This window comes from Spirosoma rhododendri (assembly GCF_012849055.1).
GTDB lineage: Bacteria > Bacteroidota > Bacteroidia > Cytophagales > Spirosomataceae > Spirosoma > Spirosoma rhododendri.
In genome coordinates this window covers 1805257-1831494 of sequence record NZ_CP051677.1, presented here as the reverse complement: position 1 = coordinate 1831494, position 26238 = coordinate 1805257, and the positions used below count along the sequence as shown (strand labels likewise).

Here is a 26238-nt window from a genome sequence, read left to right as displayed (position 1 = left end):
CACGTATCTTCCAAAACTAACCTGCCTTTGATGCCCATGATGGCCCTGTTTAATAACACCGCTCTTGAATGTAGTAAACTCATCACAGAGCGGTACAGCACCTCATTTACCCTAGGCATCAAAACACTCGACCGCAAATTCCACCTGCCTATCTACGCCATCTACGGCTTTGTGCGCTACGCCGACGAGATTGTCGATACGTTTCACGACTACGATAAGAAAGTATTGCTCGACCGGTTTCGGCACGATACGTATCAGGCTATCGAGGAAGGTATCAGCCTGAACCCCGTACTGCACTCGTTTCAGATGGTGGTTCGGCAATACAGCATCGACCGGCCGCTGATCGATGCGTTTCTGCATAGCATGGAAATGGATTTGTACAATCAGCAATACGACGCCGATGGATACAACGAATACATCTACGGGTCGGCGGAAGTGGTCGGCCTGATGTGTCTGCGCGTATTTTGTGAGGGTGATGGCGCCGAATACGACCGCCTGCGTGAATCGGCCCGCAAGCTGGGGGCGGCTTTTCAGAAAGTAAACTTCCTCCGCGACCTGAAGAGCGACTTCGCCGACCGGGGCCGTATGTATTTTCCCGGCGTCGATTTTAGCGCGTTCGGGCAGAAAGCCAAGCAGCAGATTGAAGCCGATATTCAGCACGATTTCGATGATGCACTGAAGGGTATTCTGAAACTACCGTCTGGCGCCCGCATGGGTGTTTACCTGGCATACACTTATTATCTGACGCTGTTCAGAAAGATAAAACGCCTGTCGGCAACCACGATCAGCAATCAACGTATACGGGTACCGAACCCACAAAAAATCGCCCTTCTGGCGCAGACGTACCTCAAATACCGGCTGCGGGTGATATAGCATTAAATCTACCCCGATTTCATTGATTATGTGAACATTAGCCCTAATCGGTCTATTGGCTATTCATGCTCAAGAATCGCCAGTTGTTACTCATCTATGCGCTTGTTCTGATTGATGTGGTAGTTGGCGCGGCCATTTCCCCGGTGATGCCCAAGTTTGTTGCCCATCAGTCGCACCCCGAACTCTGGCTATCGGGCGCTACTGCCCTGTTTCTGGGACTTCAACTTTTTTCGGGACCGCTGCTCGGTAAACTCGCTGACTATATCGGCCGAAGACCCATCCTGATTCTGTCGAGTATCGGAACGGCCCTCGCTAACCTGCTGCTACTACCGGTTAAGGCTAGTCTATTGCTACTCAACCGCGTCAGCGACGGCCTGACAAACGGGATGTTCGCTACCGTCCGCTCGGCCATCACCGACGTGTCGCCGGAAGAAAATCTGGTCAAGAACCTGGGGATTCAGGGTACAATAGTGTCGCTGGGCAACGTGCTGGGACCGATGGTAGCGGGTGGCCTGCTGACGCTGTTTACCATCCCCGAAAAAGAGCAGACCAGCTACATCGTCTATATTGCGCTGGGTCTGTCGGTACTGAACATCGGCATTAGCTTGTTGATCAGCGAGACCAGTGAGAAAAAGGAGAAGCTCGACCAAAGTAAACTTAAGCAGACGATCATCGAATCGATCAACCCGGTCGTTCTCTGGCGGCAGTTGGTCGACAAGGAAGCGGAGCGGCCCGGCCTGCAAACGCTTGTACTGATCCGAACGGTACTGGCCCTGACGCAGGGCTATTACACCTACTTCGTTACGTATCTCGCACTGGGGCCGCTTAAGTTCGGTACGCAGTCGATTTCGTACTTCTTCATCTACTACGGCGGGTTCAGCGTCATCACCTCCTTTATCTTCTATCGGTTTCTCGCCGACCGGCTCAACCAGACGCGGGCCATGTTCTGGTTTGCTATACTGGGTGTACCAGTACTGATCGGTTATGGGCTGGTCGGTAAATCAACACCCATATTGTACGGGCTGGTCGCGGTCGACTGCCTGAGCATCGGCCTGATTTCGGGCATCGTAGAAGGGCTGATCGCCAAACGCACCAACGACGACGACCGGGGGACTCTGTTCGGGCTGGTGCAGGGATTACAGGGCTTCGCCAGTCTGATAACGACGCTGCTTTTCGGAGCATTGTCAGCTCTTGATCTGCGGCTTCCATTCATCTGGTTTGGCATCACAATGGCCGTCGTTATCTGGCTGGCCTACCGTACCTACCGCGACAAGCCGGCTTTGTTTACAAACGGAGTTGAATAGTTTTAAAGTTATAAAGTTGTAGAGTTGTAAAGTTGCCATCCGGCGTCAGCCAGAACGCGCCAGCAACTTTACAACCCTACAACTTTACAACTCTATAACTCTCTTAGTATCCCGTATTCTGCACCAGGTTAGGGTTGGCCTGGGTTTCTTTGAGGGGGATGGGCAGGAAGTAGTTACGGTCGTTGAACCGGCGTTCCTGCACAGTTGGGAAACTGTACTGCAACGCCCCCGACGCATCTTTCGTGATCGCAACACCGCGCACCGGCAGGTTTTCGGTCCTATTGGCAATGCGCCACCGCCGAACGTCGTAGTATCGGTGCTCTTCGTACGCCAACTCGACCTGCCGTTCGTGCCGGATACGGTCACGCATCTGCGTCTGCGTCAGGCCGACGGGCAGGTTCGGCATTGACGCCCGCGCCCGGATTCGATTCACGGCGTCGTATACACTGGCATCGGGACCGGCGGCTTCATTCTGCGCTTCGGCGTAGTTGAGCAGTACTTCACCCAGCCGGAAATAAATCCACGGTGCCTGACTACCCGTTGCTGACCCCAAATCGCGCGACTCATCCATAAATTTCCGTAGGTAGTAGCCCGTTGGAGACGTGTTGAACGACTCCGGCCCGTCGGGGCTGTCGAGACCGTTTGGCCGGAACGTTTCAACCGCCCGCCCCCGGTACGATGCACCGTTGTACAGCACCGTTGCCGCCAGTCGGGGATCGCGGTTGGCGAACGGATTTTGCGGGTTATAGCCCGAATTCGCGTTGGTGATATCCCGGCCATCCATTGTTTCGTAGGCATCGATCAGCGTCTGCGTCGGTACATTGCCCCCCAGCCGCCGTAGCCGTTCGGGCCGTTCCAGCGTTCCAGATTCAGGAAGCTATCGCCCTGCTGCGCTTCGATCCGGTTGAAAATTACCTCGCTATTATTCGGCGTCAGAAACAGTTGCCCGTAGTTGGGGTAAAGCTGGTACGCGTTCAGAGAAAGCACCGCCTGAGCCGCCTGCGCTGCCGCCTGCCACCGCGATGTACTGGTCGACGACGCGTACAACGGTGACGCAGCATACAGGAGCATCCGGGCTTTCAGCGCCAGCGCAGCCCCTTTTGTCGCCCGGCCCAGATCAGCACCCGTATACGAAACGGGCAGCAGCGCAGCGGCCTTATCGGCTTCGCTAACGACGAAATTGATGCTTTCGTCGAGCGTGGCCCGGCGGGTGGCGGCATAGTCATCGCCCAGGCCAAACGACTGTGTAATCAACGGTACACCACCGTAATTGCGCACCAGATCGAAATAGCGAAACGCCCGCAGAAACGTCATCTCACCCGTCAGCCGCCGACGTAGCGTTGAATCCATCGGCACCGACGCAATTTTCGAGAAGAAGATATTGCTGTCGCGGATGTAGCGGTAGTTCTTGCTCCACGGGTTCATGTTGCCATTGTACTCCGTTGGGCCACTGCTCAGAATGGCGAGGTTCGAGGGTGTCAGTTCGCCTTTGTTGATGGCCCACATACCATAGTCATGGCTGAACAGCGATTCGTCGGAGGCCGACGCCCACATCAGTTCATCGCCGTTCCAGTTGAAGCCAAAACTCAGATCGCGGTATTTTGAATTAACGAACGTCTGCACCAGTGCCGCATCCGTCCAGACCGCATCTTCGCTAATCCGGTCGACGGGTGCCTTATCCAGCAAATCGTGCGAACAGGAGGATAGAAGGAGTGCCGCAACGGATGTTGAAAGAGAGAGAAAGAGAAACCGGGCCGCCGGGCGGAGCGAAACCAGGCGGAGATAGCCTAGCCGGGATGCGTATATACAGGACAGTAATTTCATGTGTGTTCGTGAGTTGAGTCAGCGAAAAGCGGAAGAATACAAAGCGAATAAATCGCTCTTTCACTCTTTCGCTCTTTCGCTCGTTAGAATCGTGCGCTGAGACCGAGATTGTAGATACGCTGCTGTGGGTAGAACCAGCCCTGTGCCGAGCCACCTTCGGGGTCGATGGTTTTGAGTTGATCGAACGTCAGCAGGTTGAAGCCACTTGCGTACACCCGTAGCGACTGAATTTTGAATTTATCGAGCAGCGTTCTCGGCAGGTTGTAGCCGATCTGTACGTTCTTCAGCCGCGTGAAAGCCGCATTCTTCAGCCAGTACGTGTTTTGATATACCCCATTGACACTGTTCAGCATTTCGCTGGAAACGCGCGGAAACGTACCGTCGGGGTTCGTTGGACTCCAGCGGTTGGCGGCATCCTGCGCAAAGAAATTACCCGTCGAGCCGGATTCCAGCAGCAGGTACTGCGACACGTGGGCCTGTCCCTGCACCAGAATATTCAGGTCGATACCGCGCCAGCTCAGGTTGATCGGTACGCCGTACACGATTTCGGGAATGTTGCTGTAGCGCGGCCGGATACGGTCGTTCGCGTCGATTACACCGTTTCCGTCGACGTCCTCCAGCTTGATATCGCCCGGCCCGGCCGTCAGGACGTGCGGGTAGGCGTCGACTTCGGCCTGCGTGTGGAAAATGCCCAGACTTCGGTACAGCAGGCCGCCGTAGCTGGGATCGCTGATCGATTGACCCGTCTGCTGCTGATAGGTTGGCAGACCCGATACCTCGTCCAGAAACTGCACCCGGTTGCGGGCGTAGGTGAAGTTGGTACCGACCGACACATTGATCGGCCCGTAGGTATTGTTGTGGGTAATCTGAAAATCGAAGCCCTGGTTGGTCAGGCGACCCAGATTCTCGTTGGGCAGCACCAGCCCGGTGTAGTCGGGCACCGACACATTCCGCCGGATCAGGATGTCGTTGCGGAGGGTGTGGAAATAGTCGAACGTCACGTTCAGTTTACCGTCGAATAGCACCCCGTCGATGGCGATATTGGTCGTCTGTGCTTTTTCCCACGTCACGTTCGGGTTCGGCTCCGTACTCGCCGTCAGCCCCGGTTGCCGGACGGGCGAATCGCCCAGAATATAGCCGGGGTCGAACAAGTAAGACGCCAGATATTGAAACTGCGCAATCCGGTCGTTACCCAGCAAGCCATAGGATGCCCGCATTTTCAGACTGTTGACAAATGCCGTGCCTGACGACTTAAACCAGGGTTCATCGGAAATTCGCCAACCCAGCAGCAGCGCCGGAAAAAAACCGAACCGCTGATTACTGGCGAAATTCTGCGACCCATCGTAACGCCCCTGAAACTCGGCCAGGTAGCGATCCTTGAGGTTGTATTGCACCCGCCCGAAGTAGTTTTGCCGCGCCGACGCGAACGGCTGCCCGCTCACCCGGTCGCTTTCGCTACCCGCGTAGAAATCGGCGATGCTGGTACTGACGAAACTGCTGCGGTAGGCCGTAAACAGCGTGCTGTTGTAGGTACTCTGCTCATACGCCAGAAAGGCCGACAACTTATTCGGTCCAAACGTGCGGTCGTAATTGAGCCGGGCGTTCAGTGTAATCTGCGTGACATTGGTTTGCCCCTGCAACAGCCCCGGTACACTGGGCGGGTTCACCTGCGGAGCGTACTGGCCGGTGGATGAGTTGTAGTTGTACGTCGTCCACGGAATCGACCACTGCTTGTTGAACTGGTAGAGTTTGTCGATAGCCGCGAACCCGTCGACGGAAAAGCCGGGTAGAAACGGCAGGTTTTCGCGCAGTCGCAGCGTTGCGTTGATGTAGCCGCGCCGGTCGCGCTGATAGCCGAGGGCGTCGGTTACCTGCAACACCGGGTTACGACCCTGGTCGGTACCCGATCCCGGCAAGCCGTTTGGGTACACCGCTACCAGCGTTGGGTAGGCCCGTAGCGCGTAGCGGAAAATGCGCCCAGCAGAGTCAAGCGGATAGTTACGATCTTCCTGTCGGCCATTGATGTCGACGCCCAACGTCAGGTTTTTGCCCACGTTCGCGTCGACGTTGGCCCTCAGGCTGTATTGGTTGTAGTTAGCCGTGCCGTTCTTGTAGATACCGTCCTGAAACAGATTCCCTAGGGACACCAGATAGCGGATGTCGTCGTTGCCCCCACTGATGCCGATTGTATGCCGGTGCTGCGGTGCCGACGAACGCAGGACTGTTCTCAGCCAGTTGGTATTCGGGTAGTTAAGGGGGTCGGAGCCGTCGCGAAATTTCTGAATCTGATCGGTCGTATACCGCTGATTCAGGCCACCGCTGGGGTTGTTGTAATACTGAATTTCGTTGAGAATCTGGGCGTAGGTAGCCGCGTCGGCCATCTGCGGCAGGCGTGTGGGTGTCGAAAAGCCCTGATTGAAATTGTAGGTGATCTGCGGTTTGCCCTTCGTGCCGCGCCGGGTCGTTACAAGAATGACGCCGTTGGCCGCCTGCGCCCCGTAAATCGATGCCGATGCATCTTTCAGTACCGATACGCTTTCAATCTCGTTGGGGTCGAGCCGGTCCAGTCCACCCAGCCGATTGGCCACCCCGTCGATAACGATCAGCGGGTTCGGGTCGCCCAGCGTCGAGCGGCCCCGGATGAAGAATTGGGACCCATCGCGACCCGGCTCCCCCGACCGGTTCAGCGCAATCAGGCCCGGCGTCCGCCCGACGAGCGAGTTGGCGAGGTTAGGCTGTGGGCTCTGCACCAGATCGCGGCCCGACACTTCGGCTACCGCCCCGGTCAGCGTCGACCGTTTCTGCGTACCATAGCCGACGACAACCACTTCACTGAGCGCCTGCGCATCTTCTTTGAGCTGAATGGTAAACGACGTCTGCGACCCGATGGGTATCTGCTGGGTTACGTAGCCAATGTAGCTAATCGTTAATGTTGCGCTGGGGTCGCTAACGGACAACTGAAAATTTCCGTTGACGTCGGTTGTCGTGCCCTGCGTCGTTCCTTTTTGAACAACAGTTACCCCGGGTAGTGCTTCGCCGGTGGTCGTGGTGATACGCCCGGAGAGGGTGCGCTGCGCAGCTGCTGATGGGTTGGTTGTGGGCGTCTGGGCGCGCCCGGTACTCAAGCATAGTGCATAGCACATGCAGAGCAGGCACCACAGATAGCGGGTGCGTAGAAATGAAGCCATGAAATTGAGTAGTTAGCTTGGTTAGTGCCCCCGTAACCCAGTGTTCACCCAGATGTTGGCAAAAAAATGTATGAGTGGTTAATGAATGGTTGTTTTTTCGACGGATTACAACCGGTCTGCTAATCCTGACGCGACGACCGTTCACCCCATTTTAACGTCTGAAACGGCCTGCACGCACCGTAAGGGTTTTTCGGGTTACCTTTGTCTAAACGATTTTTAATGCCATGGTTGCCGACACGCCCCGCTCATCTGATACGCTAACCCACTACGAAGCCGTTATCGGCCTGGAGGTTCATTGCCAGCTACTTACACAAAGTAAGATGTTTGCTGCCGACACCAACGCCTTTGGTGGTGATCCAAATACCCACGTCAGCGTAATCACACTGGGCCACCCCGGTACACTGCCCAAAACCAATCGGCAGGCGGTCGAATACGCCGTTCGGATCGGACTTGCTGTCGGCAGCGAGATCACGCGTCACAACGTCTTTGCCCGGAAGAATTATTTCTATCCCGACCTGCCAAAAGGCTATCAGTTATCGCAGGATAAAGGTCCGATCTGCGTGGGCGGCACGGTGCCGATTACGGCGAAAGACCCCGTTACGGGCGAGTCGTATCAGACAGCGATTCAACTGCATCACATTCATTTAGAGGAAGATGCGGGCAAATCCATTCACGACGGCAGCTACTGGACTACGCAACTCGATTACAACCGGGCGGGCACCCCGTTGATCGAAATGGTAACGGAACCGTGTATACGTACTGCCGACGAAGCGGGGCAGTATCTGACCGAAGTCCGGCGGCTGGTGCGCTACCTCGACATCTGCGACGGCAACATGGAGGAGGGGTCATTACGCTGCGACGTCAACGTATCGATCCGGCCGGTGGGCGCTACTTATCTCGGCACGAAGGTTGAAGTAAAGAACCTGAACTCGATTCGTAACGTGATGCGGGCCGTCGACAGCGAAATCCGGCGGCAGGTCGACCTTACCGAAACGGGCGGCAAAATCATTCAGGAAACCCGCACCTTCGACGCCAACACGGGGCTGAGCGCGGGTATGCGTGAGAAAGAAACGATGAACGACTACCGGTATTTCCCCGACCCCGATCTGGCACCGGTCGTTATTTCCGACGCCTGGCTGGCCGACATCGAAGCCGCGATGCCCATGCTACCGACGGCCCGGTTTACCCACTTCACCGATCACTACGGCCTCCCCGCTTACGACGCGGCCCTGCTCACCGACGCTAAAGAAATGGCCGATTATTACGAAGAGACCTGCGCAGCCCTACCCGCCGACAAAATCAGTCCGGCGGCTTACAAAGCGGTGTCAAACTGGGTAATGGGACCGGTAAAAGGGCAGCTCAACGAGAAAACCCTGCGCGACCGCCAGTTTCCGGTGTCGGCTCCGCAACTGGCCGCGCTGATTGGCCTGGTACTGAACGAAACCGTCAGCCAAACGGCCGCACAGCAGGTATTTACGTTGCTGCTCACCAGCCCCAGCGCCAGCCCGGCCGATCTTGCTCAACAGCACGGATTGGTTCAGAATCGCAATACCGACGCGCTGCAAACGTTGGTAGAGAGCGTATTAGCCGAATGGCCCGACAAGGTGGAGCAATACCGGAAAGGCAAAAAGAACTTGCTGGGGATGTTCGTCGGTGAAGTAATGAAAAAATCGAAAGGCTCCGCCGACCCTAAATTAGTCAACCAACTCGTCGTTAAGACGTTACAGTAAACATGAAACGAATAACAGTTTTAGCCGTGGGGTTGCTGGTTTCCGTTGCCGCGCTGGCGCAGGGAACAAAACCATTCACGGTCACCGGCACCGTAAAACGGGCAACACCGGGCAGCTACGTGTACCTGGAAACCAACGGGCAGCCAACCCGCAAAGTCGACTCCGCTAAAGTCGACAACAGCAACGCCTTTACGCTGAAAAGCAACGTGGCCGACGGGGGCGAAGTGTTTGTATTGAATGTTGGTGGTAATCAGAAAATGGCTCTGCTGGTCGAGGGGGGCGAAACGCTCAATGTCGTCGCGGACGGGTTCAAGATGAATGCCAAGACGGGCGAGATTGGCAAGGCGACCGTAACCGGCTCCAAAAATATGGAGTACTATGACAAGCTGATGACGCTCCGCAACAACATGGAGTCGCGGGTGGCGGTCTGGAACAAGCAGATTGCCGCTGCTACCGAGAAAAAAGACACCAAACGCATCGCGCAGATTGAAGACGAGTATCAGAAAGCCGAAGGCGATATTGTGAACAAAGTGAAGGCGATGCTGCCCGAAATGGGTACGTCGCTGGTGTCGCTGTTTGCGCTCAACTTTATCAATATCGACACGGATTTCGATACTTACGATCAACTGGCGGAGCGGTTCAAAAAAGACAATCCGAACAGCCCGCACGCGCAGGCACTGATTGGCCGGGTAACACGCATCAAGGGCGTGATGGTCGGGTCACTGGCCCCCGATATTGCGCTGAGCGACACAACGGGGAAAGCTGTCCCCCTGTCGTCGTTGCGGGGCAAATACGTACTACTTGACTTCTGGGCAAGCTGGTGCGGACCATGCCGGGCCGAAAACCCGAACGTAGTGCGGATGTATAACAAGTTCAAGGACAAAGGCTTTACGATTTACAGTGTCTCGCTCGACCGCACGAAAGGCGAGTGGGAACGCGCCATCCGCAACGACAACCTGCCCTGGACGCACGTGTCGGATCTGAAATTCTGGCAGTCGGCGGCAGCGCAACAGTACGGTGTACAGGCTATTCCGTCGACCTTCCTGCTCGACAAGGACGGAAAGATCATCGCCAAGAACCTGCGGGGCGACGCACTCGAAGCCAAGCTCGACGAAGTGTTGAAATAGCCACGCCGTCTTTCGTATTTTTGCCGGGTCAGGTCGCAAGCCTGACCCTTTTTCGTGCCGTTCAACCAGCGGCTGCGCTTCATCAACCGACGATTCCGTTACGACATTTTTTCACCCCTTCATTTTATGAGAATCGCAATTGTCGGCTGTGGCAACATGGGCATGGCGTTCGCCAAGTCATTTTTACAATACAATCTGGTCTCGACCGAAAACCTGCTGCTGATTGAGAAAAGCACCGACCGGTCGGCTAGTCTGAATCAGGAAAAGGCGGGCGTCGTGGTCGATACAATTGGGCCGCGCATCGGAGAAGTCGATCTGATTATTCTGTCGGTCAAACCGCAGGATTTCAACAGCGTACACGAAGCTCTGCGCGATGTCATTCAACCTAATCAGATGGTACTGTCGATCATGGCGGGTATCCCGATCGGCCAGATTCAGGATAAGTTGAATCACAAACTCGTTGTGCGGGCGATGCCCAATACCCCGGCTATGCTCGGTATGGGTATCACCGGTTTCACAGCTGCGAAGGAAGTTGGTATGACGAACCTACGCCGGGTCGAAAACCTCATCAACGCGACTGGCCGGTCAATTTTTCTGGAGGACGAAGCGATGCTCGATGCCGTTACGGCACTTAGCGGTAGCGGCCCGGCTTACTTCTATTACGTCGTAAAAGCGATGGTCGACGCGGGGCGGCAGATGGGTTTCGACGATGCCGTATCAGCGCTGCTGGTAAAACAAACCATGCTGGGTGCCTACCACCTTATCAACACGGCGGATAAATCGCTGGACGATCTGATCAAAGCGGTAGCGTCGAAAGGCGGCACGACCGAAGCGGCTCTCCGCGCCTTCGAACAGGGCGATCTTGCCAATACACTGGTAACCGGCATTAAAGCCGCTCAGCAGCGAGCGACGGAATTGTCACAGGGATAGTTCAAGGTCTAAGGTTTAACGTTTAAAGTTATTCGTACGAGTAACCTTAAACGTTAAACCCTGAACATTAAACCACAAACCTTAAACGCCCGTATAATTGAACGGCGTGATGGCCCGCAGTTCGGCTTTGACGGCGTCGGATACGGTCAGCCCGTCGATGAATTCGCGCATCGTGTCGGCGGTGATTTTGGTGTTCGTGCGGGTTAGGGCTTTTAAGGCCTCGTAGGGTTGCGGATAGGCTTCCCGGCGCAGAATCGTTTGAATCGCTTCAGCCACGACCGCCCAGTTATCTTCCAGATCGGCGTTGATAGCCGCCTGATTCAGTTCCAGCTTGTCGAGTCCCTTTAGCAGCGATTTAAGCGCGATAACCGAGTGCGCAAACGGCACGCCGATGCTGCGGAGTACGGTCGAATCGGTCAGATCGCGTTGTAGGCGGGAAATGGGGAGTTTGCCGGACAGGTGTTCAAATAGCGCGTTGGCAATGCCCAGGTTCCCTTCCGAATTTTCGAAATCGATAGGGTTTACTTTGTGCGGCATCGCTGACGAACCAACTTCACCTTCTTTCAGCTTCTGCTTGAAGTAATTCATCGACACGTACGTCCACATATCGCGGTCGAGGTCGAGCAGAATAGTGTTTAGCCGTTTGAATGCGTCGAGCAGAGCCGCCAGCATATCATAGTGCTCAATCTGCGTTGTAAACTGACTACGTACCATACCCAGCTTTTCAACGAACTGATCGCCAAACTGCTTCCAGTCTTCGTGCGGGTAGGCAACGGCATGGGCGTTGAAATTGCCCGTTGCACCGCCGAACTTGGCTGCCGTTGGAATGTCGGCCAGTAAGTGTAGTTGCTTCTCGATCCGCTCAACAAACACGCGAATCTCCTTGCCCAGCCGCGTTGGCGACGCCGGTTGCCCGTGCGTCCGGGCCAGCATCGGTACGTTGTCCCACTGATCGGCAAGCTGCTGCAACCGCTGATACACCTGCCGATAGAGCGGCTCGATCTCCATCGACCGTGCTTCCGCCAACGACAGCGGAATCGCCGTGTTGTTGATGTCCTGCGACGTCAGGCCGAAATGGACGAACTCCAGATATGGCTCAACGGGCGATCCTTTCAGCTTTTCCTTGATGAAATATTCAACCGCTTTGACGTCGTGATTGGTTGTTTTCTCGATGTCTTTGATGCGCTGCGCATCGGCTTCGGAAAACTGTTCGTAGATGGCACGAAGCACCGGAAACTGATCGGGTGTAACGCCAGTCAGTTGCGGCACCGGCCATTCACAAAGCGCAATGAAATACTCGATCTCAATCCTGACACGGTAGTGAATCAGGCCAAATTCGGAGAAGTAAGGCGCCAATGCCTCAACCTGACGACGGTAACGCCCATCGACGGGAGAGATAGCGGTAAGTGCTGATAGGTTCATTGAAGCGGGAAGAACAAGACGCAAAGGTACGCAACCGCGCTTACAACTGCTTCAGGTAAACCAGACTCTGCGGTACCTGCTGCGGAGCCGCCGGACTTTCGTCTTCGATATACAGGTGCTCTACCGACGTGTTCCGGGCCGCTTTCAGGATGGCTGGCATATCCAGCTGACCGGTTCCCAGTACGACCGAATTTTCGGGAGCCAGTTTGCCCTGATCGTTCCCGGCAACGCCCTTCCGTACGTCTTTGAGGTGCATCAGCCGAAAGCGTTTAGGGTACTTCGCCAGCAGTACCGCCGGATTCTGCCCCGGCAAATACGTCCAGGCGATGTCCATTTCAAAACTCACATAGTCGGGATTGGTCTGCTGTACAATATAGTCGAACAGCGTCCCCGACTCATAGGGGTGAAATTCGTAGCCGTGGTTGTGGTAGCAGAAGGTCAGGCCCTGTGCCCGCGCCAGCTTGCCAAACTGATTGAAATCGGCAATGGCTTTTTTGGCGACCTCAGGTGACAGTTCGCCTTCGTGCGGAATCCAGGCGACACGTACGTACTGCACGCCCAGCGCCTTCGCCCGCGTTAGTACGGAGTCCGGCGCTTTGATGATGTCGTCGTAATTGACGCCGTAGCTGCTGCACTTGATCCCCCGCTGATCGAGCAAGGCACGCATGGCAGGGGCCGTTTGCCCGAACAGGTTTGACAGTTCGAGATCGGTAATCCCCAGCGACTTTATCATGTCGAGCGTACCCGGTACGTCTTTCCCAAAGCTATCGCGGAACGTGTACGATACCACGCCCGGCGTTTTACGGACGAGTTTGCCGAACGGCTGCGCCTGCGTGGATAGCGCGATAAAAAGGAAAAAAGCAGTCAGTGCGTTGCGAAGCATACCAATGAAGTTATGCTGTCACAAGGCAACCGACTGCTTTTTCTAATCAGAACGGGTTCAGGTAGACACCCACGCCCAGCCAGAAAACGGTCTGGTTCTCGAATTGGCTGTAGGGCCGGAAGCCCGAGTAGGTTTCCGCCATGAAGGTCAGGTTGTTGGCCGTCCGGCCTACCTCCACCCCTACACCCGCGTGAACGCCCGGCCGGAACTCGGTTTCCTGAAAAAACTTAACGTCGACGCCACCGACCAGCCGGGCGGCCTGTTGCGACGGTTTTTTATAGAACGCACCAAACTGAGCGCTCAGCGGCTTACGCTCTTCCGGCTTCCGCAGGGTAACGCCAATGCCACCGTACAAACGCCAGTCGCGAATCGTCCGTGAATACAGCGCGTCGAGCTGTTCGTAGTTCACCGAATTCGTGGTCGGGGCCGTAATCCGGTTGCGGTAGATGTAGTCATCGCCGAGGTGCGACGACAGGTGATATACCCGGAAACGGTAGTTGTTGGCACCACGGCGCAGGTTATACTGAATACTAACCTTGTAGTCGTTATTCATGATCTGCCGACGCTGATACCGGGCAGTCTGATCGAAATACACCTCGAATTGAGTGAACGACGCGAGATCAAGCACAATCTCTTCTGAGCGACCGGGTGCGGTGGTGCGCCGGTAGAATGGCTTATTAAAGCCAAACGCAAACGGCACAATGCTACCCACGTACCGCTCGCTGTTGATGAGATACAGCGGCAATACGCTGCCGTAGGTCTGCGCTTCAAGCGGATCGAGCAGAATAGGATCGAACAGGTGTCCGCGCGGCAAAAACTCTTTGCGTGGGCGACTTTCGGCCGGATCGACACCCGCGATGACATTACCTGCTGAGTCGGTAACGGGCGTATCGGCAGCCGGACGAGGACGTTTTACTCGCTCGGTTTTTACCCGGTCTGGCTTGACCCGTTCCGTCCGAACCCGTTCGGGTTTAGCTGGCGCAACCGGATCAGGGGTAGGTGCCACAGCGGGAGCTGGCTGCGGGGCAACAACTGCTGGTGCAGTTTCCCGCTTCCGCCGTTCGCGCTCTTCCCGACGCGACGGCTTTGGCGCGGCCGGAGGAGTTACTGGCGTTGGGGCAGTAGTCACCGTCGGTGTTGGGGCGGGCGTTGGTGCCGTGGTTGGCCGTGGGCTTACCGTGCCTTCTTTCTCCGCTTTACGAGCCTGCTTCTGCCGTTCTTTTTCTGCCTGCCGCGCTTCGTATTCGCGTTGCTTCTGTAACCATTCGGCCCGAATTTGCCGTTCGCGCTGTATTTCGCGGTCATTCTTTTCTTTCTGTCGCTGTTCAGCTGGGGTCAGCGTACGCGAGGCCGGTGGGGTGGTTTTCGGTGCCTGCTGAGCCAGTGCCGATAACGTCATCGGTATGGTCAGGCAAAGCATCAGTACACGTTTGGTCATACGGAGGGGAATAAAAGGGGATCGGTCTGATCCCCTTCGGTATTACGATTTTAACGCTGCGTAGTTTTTGTAGAAATACGGAATCGTTTCGATCCCTTTGAAAAAGTTGAACAGGCCGTAGCTTTCGTTGGGTGAATGCAACGCGTCGCTATCCAGCCCGAAACCCATCAGAATCGATTTGATACCCAGTTCCCGCTCGAATAGGGCCACGATGGGAATGCTGCCCCCACCACGCGTCGGGATCGGTTTCTTACCCCAGGCATCTTCAAATGCTTTGCTGGCCGCTTCAAACTCGATCGAGTCCGTGGGTGTCACGTAGGGCAGACCGCCGTGGTGAGGCCGTACCTGCACCGTTACGCCCGCCGGGGCGATAGCCGTGAAATGCTTCGTGAACAGGTCGGTGATCTCGTCGGGTGTTTGGTTGGGTACCAGCCGCATACTGATTTTTGCAAACGCTTTCGACGGCAATACCGTCTTGGCACCTTCGCCCGTGTAGCCGCCCCAAATACCGTTCACGTCCAGCGTTGGCCGAATCGATGTGCGTTCGTTGGTTGAATAACCCGCTTCACCCGCTACGTCGTTTATGTTCAGGTCCTGCTTGTAGTCGTCAAGGCTGAATGGGGCTTTCGCCAGCTCGGCCCGCTCGGCTTCGCTCAAGTCGGCAACAGTATCGTAGAAACCGGGGATAGTGATACGCCCCTGCTCGTCGTGCAGCGACGCGATCATTTTCGCCAGTGCGTTGACCGGGTTCTGTACCCCACCGCCGTACACGCCCGAATGCAGATCGCGGTTGGGACCGGTTACTTCAACTTCTACATACGACAGCCCGCGCAAACCCGTTTCGAGCGACGGCGTTTCGTTGGAGATGATGCTCGTATCAGAAATCAGGATAACGTCGGCTTTAAGCATGTCGCGCTTCTCAGCCACGAACGTACCAAGATGATCGGAGCCAACTTCCTCTTCGCCTTCGATCATCACCTTCACGTTGCAGGGCAGGCCATCGGTCGCCAGCATAGTTTCGATGGCTTTGATGTGCATGTAGAACTGCCCTTTATCGTCGCAGGCTCCCCGCGCGTAGATGCGCTCGTTGCGAATCGTCGGCTCGAACGGGGGCGACTGCCAGAGCTCGTAGGGATCGGCAGGTTGCACGTCGTAGTGGCCATACACCAGCACCGTCGGGCGGGCCGGGTCGATCAGTTTTTCGGCATAAACAACCGGATGCCCGGCGGTTTCGAACAATTGAGCTTTATCCAGCCCGGCCGCAGCCAGTTTATCCCGGACGTATTCAGCCGCCCGGCGGACGTCGCCGTTGAACGCCGAATCCGCCGACACCGACGGAATACGAAGTAGCTCAAGCAGTTCGTCCAGAAAGCGTTGTTTGTTGGCTTCGAGGTATGTTGTCATACGATCAGTAGTCAATAGCGTTGCGTTGCCAATCGATTTTGACCCGCGCGGCAAAAAATTCGCCCCGAAGGTACGCAACTTTTGCGCAACGCCGGGGCGACAGAATAAGAAGCATTATGTGTGCCAGCTACGCGCGTTTCTTCTTTAGCTGAATCAGAATCGTGCGGCTTTCCTGCCCGTGTAGCAACCGGCGAATGTTCTTTTTGTGGGTCAGTACCACGAGCAGAAACATGATGAACCCGAACACAATCAACAGCGGGCTTTCTTTTTCACCGAAGATTTGCAGCAGCAGCAGTACCGGAAAAGCGAGTGCGGCCAGAATCGAACCGAGCGATACGTACTGCGACGCGATAACTACCAGCAGGAAGATTCCAATGCAGATCAGGGCCATTTCGGGATGAATAGCCAGTACCATGCCCAGCAGCGTAGCCACGCCCTTACCGCCCCGAAAACCAGCAAAAATTGGGTAGAGGTGGCCCAGCACCGCAACGATACCAAATACGATTTCAAATGTCAGGATTTCGCCGTCGGTGATGACGTCAGAAAACCACAGAATGGACGACAGCGTAGCGGCTGTATACCCTTTCATTACGTCGACCAGCATCACGATCGTTCCGGCCCGTTTACCCAATACGCGGAATGTGTTCGTAGCACCAGCGTTACCGCTGCCGTGTTGTCGAACATCGACGCCGAAAAACCCTTGTCCGTACCAGACTGCCGTTGGAATTGATCCGAGCAGATAAGCGACCACCGTAGTGGCGATAATAATCAGAACGTTCATGAATTTGGGTAAGTGACCGGTTGCTCAATAGTATAACCGGTTAATCGAGCAATTGTAACCTCAAAGCTACGGTTTTTCTACCTGTAGACCAACTTTAGTGATTTAGGGGGACTTGACAACCCAAAAAGTCTATTGATTTAATCTACTTTCCTCCTACAATGACCTCCTGCAACTGATCGGGATTGAGGTACCGCTTTGCCATTGCCATAACATCGTCTGGACTGACGGCCCGGATGTGCTGAATGTAGGTCGTCAGGAAATCGGCCGGTAGCCCATCAAACAGGATAACCTTGTAGCGATCAGCAATTTCAAACGGCGTATTCAGCGACCCGACAAACTCCCCCGACATGTAATTCTTTACCGTTTCGAGTTCATCAGTTCCCACCGGCTCGGTTTGTAGCTGCCGGATTTCCTTGTGGATTTCATCCAGCGTTTCCTGCGTGTTTTCGCGCTTTACATCGGTGCCAATGAGGAAATAGCCGTCGCGCCGGAAGGAAGGCATGTTCGACGAAATTCCGTAGGTGAAGCCCTTTTCCTCGCGGATATTCTTCATCAACCGCGAGCCGAAATACCCGCCCAGCACTTCGTTGGTCACCAGCATCCGGAAGAAATCGGGGTGTGAACGCGTAAACAACCGACGGCCCAGACGGATCGACGACTGTACACTATCTTCTTTCTCTAACAACGTCGGGGCCGTCGCGTCAGGAATGGGCGGAATGACAACATCGGCCAGCGTATCGTACGTGATCGGTAACTGACCAATTGTTTTGTTGATGTAGTCGACCTCTACTTCCGACGCCTGCCCAGCCAGCAGAATTTGAAACGGGCGATTTTTGATAACCCGCTCGTAGAAAGCCACAACGTCAGCCTGCGTCAGTTGCTCAACAGCGTCGGGGTTCTGACTGCGGCCGTAGGGGTGAGTCGCCCCGAACACTTTCGCCCGGAACAATACACCAGCCATGTACGCATTCTTCTCGTAGTTGATGCGCAGGTTCTGCATCGTGATGTTACGCAGATCGTCCAGTTCCTTCTGCGGAAATATCGGCTCAGTAATCATCTCGCTCAGCAGTGGCAGCACGTTCGGCAGGAACTTCGTCAGGCAGTACACCACCACGCTGGAGCGATCGGGACCACTGTTGAGTTCGAGGAAGGCACCGTAGCCATCGAAATATTCGCTGATCTGGGCCGATGTGCGCCCGGGTGTGCCTTCGCTAAGCATTTTCAAGGCAAAAAACCCCGACGTCGGGGCCTGCTCATGCCAGGTGCCCGCATCAAAAATGCACTCCAGCCGCAGTACGGGCTGGCTGGGAATATCGATCAGGTTGAGCCTTACTCCATTGTCGAGTGTATACGGCTTCAGTAATGGCAGACTAACGTTTTGAATCGATTGAAACGCGGGTGGTTGGGTTCTGTCAAGCAGCATATTCATGAAGAGTACCCGGCGGTGTCAGGCAGGGTGTCGGTTTTGCTATATATGGCGATTGGGCAAAAGGACCGCCAATTTCGGGTGGCCCTTTTGCCCAATCTATTGTTGAATCGTATCGTTTATTCTTCGTTTTCGTCGACGCTGACGTCGTTGTTCCCAACGGTACGGCTAGGGAAGTTCACGATCAGCGAGAGCCGGAACGTGTTGGCCAGCGGGTTACCCTGCTGTACGGGCAACAAGTACGAGAAGTCGACGCCGAACTGTTGCGCCAGCCGCAGACCGATACCAGTCGTTACGTATTTCCGTCCGCCTTTCTGCGCTGATTCGTTGAAATAACCGGCCCGTACGGCAAACTGCTCATTGTACCAGTATTCAACACCGCTCGAAATCGTGATCTCTTTCAGTTCTTCACTGAACCCGCCCGGCGCATCGGCAAACGAGCCGAATACCGAACTGAAGTAGTTGTTGGTGTTGGCGCTCCCGTTTGGCGTCGGCACCATCAGCTTGTTGAAGTCGACCAGGAAGTTGAATTTGTTGTACTGATCGGCGTAGTAAGTTACGGTCGTTCCCAGACGCAGGTTGGTCGGAATGTAGTACCGCTGCAAACCGCCGTAGTTCAGCCGCCCACCGAGGTTAGACAGCATAGCGCCGAACGCCCAGCCCAGTCCTTTGCCGGTTGAATTGTCGCGTACTTCGTTGCGGTAGAATGCACCGATGTCGGCGGCAGCCGTTGCACCCGGTTGCAGCCCGTAGGCCGAAGCCCCGGCCGCCAGGTTTGAATTCAGGTATTTGAGGTTTACGCCCAGCGAAAAATTCTGCGAGAGCCGTTGCGAATACGAAGCCGTCAGGGCGTATTCGCGTGAGTTAAACGTACCAGCCTGCGTACCGTTGGCAGTTGTGAAGTTGACGGTACCCAGATCAAAGTACACGAGCGACCCGCCGATCACGGAGTTCTTGCCGAGTTTGGAGTACGCAGCCAGGTTGGTGTAGTACATGTCGCCAATCAGTTCGCGCAGCCAGGGGGTATACGAAACGACAGCACCCGCCTTTTGCTTGGCAAATACCAGCTTCGATGGATTCCAGAAGATAGCGCTCGCATCGGCATCGCCCAGGGCTACTCCGGCTTCGCCCAGCGCACCAGACCGGGCATCGGGCGTAAAATTCAGGAACGGGACGGCAGCGGTGGGAACGTTAAGAGCCTGCCCGGCAAGGTTTACTTTCTGCTGCGCCTGAGCGGTAGCGACAACGAAAATGGGACTGCAAATGCCAAGTAGAATACGAAAAAATTTGCGCTTCATACAGAGTGTGTTGGTGGCAACAGCGACTGACGGTGATGAGGAAAACAGCCCTGAACGGCCAAAAGTACTAGGATTCGTTGGTTAGAAAAAACAGTCTATTCACGTTGGTTAGCGCAGCAACACCAGCCGTCCGCTGGTTTGGGTTGTCGACCCGTCGGCTTCGGAGCGCAGTTGCACCTGATACAGGTAGGTGCCATTCGGCATAGCCTGTCCGGTGGTACTTTGCCCGTTCCAGCTTCCCAGTTCAACCGACCCCGCGCAGTAGCTGCATTGGTTCAGTTGTTGGCTGATCAGCCGACCAGTTATATCGTATATGTTCAGCGTCCAGTCGAGCGACTCACCGGGCCGGTTATGCGTGGCCATCAGCGTCGACTGCGTACTGATTGGGTTAGGCACTGCCTGCACCGTCTGAATGGTCAGACCGGGCTTTTCAGAAACTATTAAAGCCAACGCGCGCTCCGTTGGATTATTGCTTATATCCCACGCTTTCACCCGAACGATATACTGCCCCGGCAGCAGGTTTGTAAACGTGTACGTAGCCGTCCCCTGCCGCCCATCGGTACTGGTAGCCACGTAGTAATCGTTCAGAATAATTGGCGTCTGACCGACCAGCTGTGCCGTTAGTTCGTGGCCCAGGCCCGCTCTGGCGATGTTGATGCCGGTGTCGTCGCTTAGCTGGATGCGGAGTGTTACAGCCGGACCCGCCACGCGTACTGATTCGCCATCGGGCACACTCCCGTCAACGCTCAACTGCACAACCGGCGGCTGCGTATCAACGGCAGCGGTCACGCTCCCCCGCCAACCAGCAGGCTGTCGTAACTTCCCAGTGCGTCGAGCAGGCTATCGGCCTGCACTGCGTAGAGGTAAACTTTGGCCCGCCCAACGGTGTAATTAATGTCTTTTGGCATGGTGAACCGGGCCGTAAATTGCCCATTGCGTACGGGCACCTGTCCTACGAACAACGTATTTGTGAACGCCCGATAACTCATCTTAGCACTTTCTGTGCCGAGGGTGGTCAGTGTGGTGGGTTTATCGTACAAAACCAGTCGCAGGTTACCCGTAAACGACGACAGCAATTGCCCCTTACTCCTGATTTCCCCCGCCAGCTCAACCGACTGCAAAGCCCGCAACGTGTCTTTCTGACTATTGGTCAGGGTGTGGCTGTTTACGCGGGTAAGTACAGCCTGCATCTGTGGATAAGCCAGTCGCAGCGACGGATCGCCGAGCAGGGCAAAGTTTCGGTTATTTACGTTACTCAGGCTGCGATTTTTGGTTGCCTTCATCATGTCGCCCAACCGGGGCATCACGCCATCGACCGGCCGAAAGACGGCCCCGAAAAAAGCGGAGTCGACCAGCATATTGCTATTGGCGTACACGGGCCGGGTAGTCGTCAGCAAACCGATGGCCCCGCCTTTATCGCTCAGCAAAGCCTGTTCGGCACCCGACACCAGACTGGGATCGTCATACCGGCCAAACTGGCAAGTGGCTGTTACGAAGAAAGGATACCGGCGATTCGTCCAGCTCTGAATGTCTGCGCTCGTTACGATCTGCTCTTCGGCCAGCACATCTTCCCCGCCGTGCCCATTGTAATTGATAATGAGTCGACCATCCTGAACAGCCTTATTGATCGACTGCTCAACGATCGGTGCTTTTGGCCCCAGTGCCGTTACCTGCTGCGGATATGAGTCGAGAAATAACCGCTCCGGCTCGTACGTTGGCGACTGCCTTTCAACCTGCGTAGCCAGCCTGTCCGCGTCGGATTGGTGCAGATTGTAATCACCATCATCTGCAATCAGCAGCACTTTCGCCTGCCAGTCGCCCCGCTGCGTCTGATCGGTGCTGTAGCGTATTAGTTTATCAACAACGGTTTTCGCTTGGTAAGCTGACCTGACGGGCAGTCGACCAACTCCCAAATCAATCAGGTAGTTACCCTGATCTGTTTCGGGCCATTCTCCTTCGTTGACGCCCATGAAGCCGAAGTAATCGTCGGATGAATAGCTTAATACGGGATGCAGCGACTCGCGGCTCTCATAAACGGGAATCGTGTTTGCCAGTTCGGCCTGGCTCAGCAAACGGCTGATATTTCGGTAGTCATAGGTAGCATCGCCCATCAACAGCAAATACCGCAGTCGACCGGGTTGTTTCTGGTAGAAATAACGCGCGGCATCACGAATGGCAGTGGGGTCGGGCTGCCCCGACCCAAATTCATTGTACACCTGCTGGGCCGTAACAACCAGTACGTTCAGTTTGTCGTGGCTCTGTCGAAACGCAGCTAGCCGTTCGGCCTCGTCTTTCCAGGCATCCGCCGTCACAATCAGCAGATCAGGTGTATCCTTCGCGCGCAGGTTTTGCGTAGCTATCGCCTGAATCGACGCAGGCGTCTGTAACTGACCATCCGTGAAAAGCAGGTAATCGCTCAGTGATCCTGTTTGCCAGCGCGCTTCGGCCGCGTCGTTGAGCACGTACCCCTGCCCCATCGGCACGAGCGGGTTCGTTACGTTCCACACCCGCAACGTACTGCCAGCCTGTTTTACTGCAACCAAACCACCCGGCAGCCGACGTACCCAGGTCGGCGCAGTGGGCATCAGCAGCGCACGTTTCCACTCGACACCTACATAATCCAGATAAGCCTGCGCCTGTGTATTTCCCCGCTTCAGGAACGATGCCGTAACCTGAAGCACCTTGTTGTCACCGACCGTACTAACTCGAAATGTGTCGCTGCGGCTCTGCGCGCGAAAATCGTACTTGGCTCCCGATATGGTGGTCATGTCGAGTAAGCCTGCCTGTTGCCCATTTACGGCTAGGGCAAACTGAGTCGGTGAGGTGGATCCCACAACCGCTCCCAGCCGCAGCCGGACGGGCGTATTCGCCACAAACCCCGACGGGTCGAACGTGATTGTTTTTGCCGTGTCGAGGGTCATGAATTCGCCCAGCCACTCGCGCCCGGAGTGCAGCGAAGGATCGGGCGCTATTGACGGAAGCTTCTCCCTGTCGAGTTCGTGAAACTGGTAGTCAGTAAACGTAGCGACGGTCGGCGCAGCACTCACATTTCCGGCCGGTTTTTCGCTAACGCGTAAGCCAGCAGCCGTACCAATCGTCAGAAAATAAAACGTCGTATCTGAATAGACATTGGTTTGGTGGATGAACCGCCGGGCCGTCGAATCATAGCGAATTGCGTGGGTACTTTGTCCAAAAAAAAGCAACGCATCATCGGTATCAAAACGACCGTCGCTTTCGCCCGTTACCTGAATGGCGTTTTCGGTGAGATCGGCCGCGCGGGGCGTTGCGTTCGACTGCGGCAACATTGCCCCCCCGTTGCCATACAGGCGCAGTAGCCGGGGGTCAGCCTGCGCGAAGGCCGGGTTAAGTCGTGCCAGCGTAGACTGGTCAAGACGATATATTCCTGACTGCGTAACGCCAATCTTTAGCCAGCTTCCCTGCCTGAGCACTGATTCGGCCGGCCCGCTGGCCTGCGCGTAGCTGTTTAGCCTGCCGATTATCAGCAGACCTACAACGGTCCATCCAAGATTAAGCCAGTTCCACCCACGCATGCGCGACCACTGTGTACGACTTCCCGGACGCCAGCTCTTTACAAACGACACGTGTCCGGCGCAACGTACCCCGAACGTACTTCTTTTTATTAAGTGTAAACACCGTCCCCTCGGCCATATCAGCCAACGTCATACTGGCAGCAGCGGCCGATCGGTCTGATGCTGTGTCAAGCTGTCGCAAAGCCAGCGTTAGTGTCGCATTACCGTAGGTTGTAGCTGCCGGTTTCTGTAGGTATTGTCGTAGCGGCTCCAGCACGACATGGAAGAAAACAGCATCTGTCAGCAGCGGTTGCATTAGTTGCTGAAATGCCAGCTGCCAGGCCGGGCCGTGGGGAGCCGTTGGCCGACGATTATGCTTGTTGACGTGTGCATGGGCTACTTCGTGCACGTACGTGATCAGGAAACGCCATGGATTCAGATCAGCATTGACCGTAATCTGCGTCCGGCCATCAGTCCATACGCGAAAATCGCCCAGCCGCGACCGACGGGAACGCGCCAGCTGAAACGCAAAGCTGTACGTCTGATGAAGCTGCTGACAATAAGCCGCGGCCGGAGCTGGCACAAGCGTATCGAACGAATTAATCAAGGTATATAAACGTGAAAAGCCCTATAAAAATAGGGCTTTTCACAAACATTCTGAGTGCTCTGTTTACTTCGCGCTGTCAGCAACGGCCGAAGTCGACTCAGTGGTCGTAACCATCGTCGTCGACGTAGCAGAATCACCGGCCATCGTCGTGGTGTCGGTCGACATCGTTGTCATTGCCGAATCAGTCGTGGTGGTAGCAGCCTCTTCAGTCTTGGGCTTGCTTTGGCAGGCAGCGAACGTCAGCGTGCTACCGATGAACAGGAGAGCGAAAACTTTTTTCATTGTTATGGTAGGTAATTGTTTAAGCCACAAATATAATTCGTTCTAAGAAAATACAATAAAAACAGAAGCCAGCGCACAAAAAATGCACTGGCTCATCGAAAAGTCTAATTCGTTTTTGTACGAAACGGAGTTAATCGTTCCGGTTGCGGGAGCGGATTTTGTCGTAAACGCCCGTGCTGCGGAAGGTAAGCAGCTTATGACCAAAATAATTGGCCAGAAAACTCATCCCCATGCCAACCACGTGTGATCCTTTTTCGCGCGCCCACTGCGGCAAACCGGGAAACATGGGATTGGCAACCCACTCCAATGTGAATTTCGACACGTAAACCTGCACGACGAGGGCTACCAGCGCGATACCCAGAAACTTGATGGCTTCGCGCCCGGTATTTCCCGTTTTACCGGCGGCAAACGCGTATTTCTTTGTCGGGATAAACGTCAGGACGGTGGCCGTGAGGTAGCCCAGCAATACACTGTTGGCGAACGATACGCCCAGGTATTCGCGATACAGTAACTGACTAATAAAGTTGATTGACGCGCCAAGCAGAGCCGTGAGAAAGAAGGTGAAAAAATCACGATACTCTCTAGCTTTCGGCGGTTGGATTTCGCTCACGTTCACAGGCTTGGCCGAGCAGATAGGAAGAGCCGCTCTATGCTTTATATGGAAATTTCCTGCAATACTACGTATTGGGCCGCAAAAATGGTGCAACAGTTACACTAACTGATGCTATGGTATGCAGGTATCGCGGCTAGAACAGCCCCTGCAACAGGCCCGGCGCAACACCCAGGCCAATCGTCAGGATAATCGCAGCGACCAGCACGTACTGGAAAACCGGCGATACCCGGATTGGCTCGGTGGCCCCATCGCGGAAGTACATCGCGATAATCACCCGGAAGTAGTAGTAGATACCCACCGCCGACATCAGCACGGCCACGACCAGCAGCCAGATTTGCCCCTGCGCCACCGCCGTTGAAAACATGTAGAACTTACCCCAGAAGCCCGCCGTCAGCGGAATACCCGCCAGCGACAGCATCGACGTGGCCATTGCCAGCCCAAGGAGTGGGTTTTGCTTAGCCAGCCCGTTGAACGCGTCGAAGCTCTCCCCACTCGTCGGGTTGCTGCTTAGGGTTTGCATACTACGCTGCCGGGCTACCAGCAGCAGCACCCCGAAAGCCGAAATCGTCGCGACCGAATACGCCAGTGAGTAAAAAACAATGGCCTGCCGCGACTGAACGCTCAGTGCCGCCAGCCCGATCAGCAGATAGCCCGCGTGCGAAATGCTCGAGTAGGCCATCATCCGCTTGAAACTGTCCTGATAAACCGCCGTCACGTTGCCCGCAATCAGCGTAATCGCGGTGATGACCGCCAGAATAATGCTCCAGAACGTGTAAACACCCGTAAACGATACGGCCAGCAGATGCAGCAGAGCTGCGAAACCAGCTGTTTTTACCACCGTCGACATATAGGCGGTGAAGATCGTGGGGGCACCGTCGTACACGTCAGGCGTCCAGAAGTGGAACGGAGCGGCCGATACTTTGAAGAGCAGCCCGATCAGCAACATCAGCAGGCCAACGTAAAAGATCAGCGACAGGCCCTGCTGTGCGTGGGAAGCATAGCTGGCAATCCCGGCCAGTGTGAATGAGCCCGTTGCACCGTAGAGCAAAGCCATTCCAAACAGCATGATCCCTGTGGCAAAAGCACCCATCAGGAAGTACTTCAGGGCGGCCTCGTTAGAACGCAGGTTCCGCTTATCGCTACCCGTTAGCACGTACATGGCAACCGACAGGATTTCGACCCCGACAAACAGCATAATCAGGTTTTCGTACCCAATCATCATTACGGCCCCGACGAGCGAAAACAGGATAATGGCGTAGTATTCGGCGGGTTGTGCGGCTTCCTCCTCCGCAAACGACCCCGACAGGGCCACCACCAGAAACGACGATACCAGCGTGATAGCCGTGAAAATCATCGCCAGGTTATCGGTGCGGAGCATCCCGTTGAAATACAGGTACGTCTTGTTCCAGTCGAGGAAATTAACGACCAGTGCCACCGCCAGAAATAGGAGCGTCGCTGGCAACAACACCGACCGCGACTTCATAAAGCCGAGAAACAGAAGAGCGACTGCCGAAACCGATAAAAGTACAATGGGAAGCATTGATGTATGGTTTTGACGGGCAGCAGGCTACCCGTCGG

General features: G+C 55.4%; 21 protein-coding genes. 5 read left to right on the top strand and 16 right to left on the bottom strand.

What is annotated here, in order from left to right; all coding sequences use genetic code 11:
- Positions 1-36: 36 nt before the first annotated feature.
- Entirely contained in the window at positions 37-873 is an 837-nt protein-coding gene (locus HH216_RS07540; protein ID WP_169550234.1) for a phytoene/squalene synthase family protein, read from the top strand.
- A gap of 65 nt (positions 874-938) precedes the next feature.
- Positions 939-2177, top strand: a complete 1239-nt coding sequence (locus HH216_RS07535; RefSeq protein WP_169550233.1) for an MFS transporter — start codon at positions 939-941, stop codon at positions 2175-2177.
- Between the two features lie 103 nt (positions 2178-2280).
- Here the strand turns inward: HH216_RS07535 and HH216_RS25760 are convergent, their stop codons facing one another.
- The 3 genes from HH216_RS25760 to HH216_RS07525 form a co-directional block, all read right to left on the bottom strand.
- Positions 2281-2961 (bottom strand): RagB/SusD family nutrient uptake outer membrane protein, encoded by a 681-nt coding sequence (locus tag HH216_RS25760; RefSeq protein WP_254448724.1) that lies wholly within the window; start codon positions 2959-2961, stop codon positions 2281-2283.
- Positions 2962-2978: 17 nt separating this feature from the next.
- Entirely contained in the window at positions 2979-4001 is a 1023-nt protein-coding gene (locus tag HH216_RS25755; RefSeq protein ID WP_254448723.1) for a RagB/SusD family nutrient uptake outer membrane protein, read from the bottom strand.
- A gap of 83 nt (positions 4002-4084) precedes the next feature.
- Positions 4085-7189, bottom strand: coding sequence for a SusC/RagA family TonB-linked outer membrane protein (locus HH216_RS07525; protein ID WP_169550231.1), 3105 nt, complete (start codon positions 7187-7189; stop codon positions 4085-4087).
- A 224-nt stretch (positions 7190-7413) separates the two neighbouring features.
- Here HH216_RS07525 and gatB point away from each other — a divergent pair, with 224 nt between their 5' ends.
- The 3 genes from gatB (at position 7414) to proC (ending at position 10976) form a co-directional block, all read left to right on the top strand.
- Complete coding sequence (gene gatB, locus HH216_RS07520; RefSeq protein WP_169550230.1) at positions 7414-8919, top strand: Asp-tRNA(Asn)/Glu-tRNA(Gln) amidotransferase subunit GatB; 1506 nt, start codon at positions 7414-7416, stop codon at positions 8917-8919.
- A gap of 2 nt (positions 8920-8921) precedes the next feature.
- Positions 8922-10046 (top strand): TlpA disulfide reductase family protein, encoded by a 1125-nt coding sequence (locus tag HH216_RS07515; protein WP_169550229.1) that lies wholly within the window; start codon positions 8922-8924, stop codon positions 10044-10046.
- Between the two features lie 126 nt (positions 10047-10172).
- Positions 10173-10976, top strand: coding sequence for a pyrroline-5-carboxylate reductase (gene proC / locus HH216_RS07510; RefSeq protein WP_169550228.1), 804 nt, complete (start codon positions 10173-10175; stop codon positions 10974-10976).
- Positions 10977-11057: 81 nt separating this feature from the next.
- Here proC and purB read toward each other — a convergent pair whose 3' ends face one another.
- The 13 genes from purB to HH216_RS07450 all read right to left on the bottom strand — a co-directional run bounded on the left by purB (position 11058) and on the right by HH216_RS07450 (position 26200).
- On the bottom strand, positions 11058-12398 hold the full coding sequence (purB, locus tag HH216_RS07505; protein ID WP_169550227.1) for an adenylosuccinate lyase: 1341 nt from the start codon (positions 12396-12398) through the stop codon (positions 11058-11060).
- Between the two features lie 40 nt (positions 12399-12438).
- The gene (locus HH216_RS07500; RefSeq protein WP_169550226.1) at positions 12439-13281 is read right to left on the bottom strand and encodes a sugar phosphate isomerase/epimerase family protein; all 843 of its coding nucleotides are present in this window, start codon (positions 13279-13281) and stop codon (positions 12439-12441) included.
- Positions 13282-13327: 46 nt separating this feature from the next.
- Entirely contained in the window at positions 13328-14719 is a 1392-nt protein-coding gene (locus HH216_RS07495; RefSeq protein WP_169550225.1) for a DUF1207 domain-containing protein, read from the bottom strand.
- Positions 14720-14761: 42 nt separating this feature from the next.
- Entirely contained in the window at positions 14762-16123 is a 1362-nt protein-coding gene (locus HH216_RS07490) for a dipeptidase (RefSeq protein WP_169550224.1), read from the bottom strand.
- 127 nt (positions 16124-16250) lie between these two features.
- On the bottom strand, positions 16251-16904 hold the full coding sequence (gene plsY / locus HH216_RS07485; RefSeq protein ID WP_169550223.1) for a glycerol-3-phosphate 1-O-acyltransferase PlsY: 654 nt from the start codon (positions 16902-16904) through the stop codon (positions 16251-16253).
- Between the two features lie 142 nt (positions 16905-17046).
- On the bottom strand, positions 17047-18327 hold the full coding sequence (locus HH216_RS07480) for a M16 family metallopeptidase (protein ID WP_169553297.1): 1281 nt from the start codon (positions 18325-18327) through the stop codon (positions 17047-17049).
- Positions 18328-18449: 122 nt separating this feature from the next.
- On the bottom strand, positions 18450-19628 hold the full coding sequence (porV, locus tag HH216_RS07475) for a type IX secretion system outer membrane channel protein PorV (RefSeq protein ID WP_169550222.1): 1179 nt from the start codon (positions 19626-19628) through the stop codon (positions 18450-18452).
- A 108-nt stretch (positions 19629-19736) separates the two neighbouring features.
- Complete coding sequence (locus tag HH216_RS25750) at positions 19737-20417, bottom strand: hypothetical protein (protein WP_254448722.1); 681 nt, start codon at positions 20415-20417, stop codon at positions 19737-19739.
- Positions 20414-23179 carry a type IX secretion system sortase PorU gene (gene porU, locus HH216_RS07470; protein ID WP_254448721.1) on the bottom strand — a complete coding sequence of 922 codons (2766 nt, stop codon included), beginning with the start codon at positions 23177-23179 and terminating at the stop codon, positions 20414-20416. The genes HH216_RS25750 and porU overlap by 4 nt, the downstream gene beginning before the upstream one ends.
- Positions 23157-23765: a SprT-like domain-containing protein gene (locus tag HH216_RS07465; RefSeq protein WP_254448720.1), complete on the bottom strand. Its 609-nt coding sequence runs from the start codon at positions 23763-23765 to the stop codon at positions 23157-23159. Before HH216_RS07465 ends, porU begins: the two co-directional genes overlap by 23 nt.
- A 63-nt stretch (positions 23766-23828) precedes the next feature.
- Positions 23829-24047, bottom strand: coding sequence for a hypothetical protein (locus HH216_RS07460; protein WP_169550221.1), 219 nt, complete (start codon positions 24045-24047; stop codon positions 23829-23831).
- 130 nt (positions 24048-24177) lie between these two features.
- A complete protein-coding gene (locus HH216_RS07455; RefSeq protein WP_169550220.1) occupies positions 24178-24663 on the bottom strand; it encodes a GtrA family protein in 486 nt (161 codons plus the stop codon).
- 130 nt (positions 24664-24793) lie between these two features.
- A complete protein-coding gene (locus HH216_RS07450; RefSeq protein ID WP_169550219.1) occupies positions 24794-26200 on the bottom strand; it encodes an NADH-quinone oxidoreductase subunit N in 1407 nt (468 codons plus the stop codon).
- Positions 26201-26238: the final 38 nt, after the last annotated feature.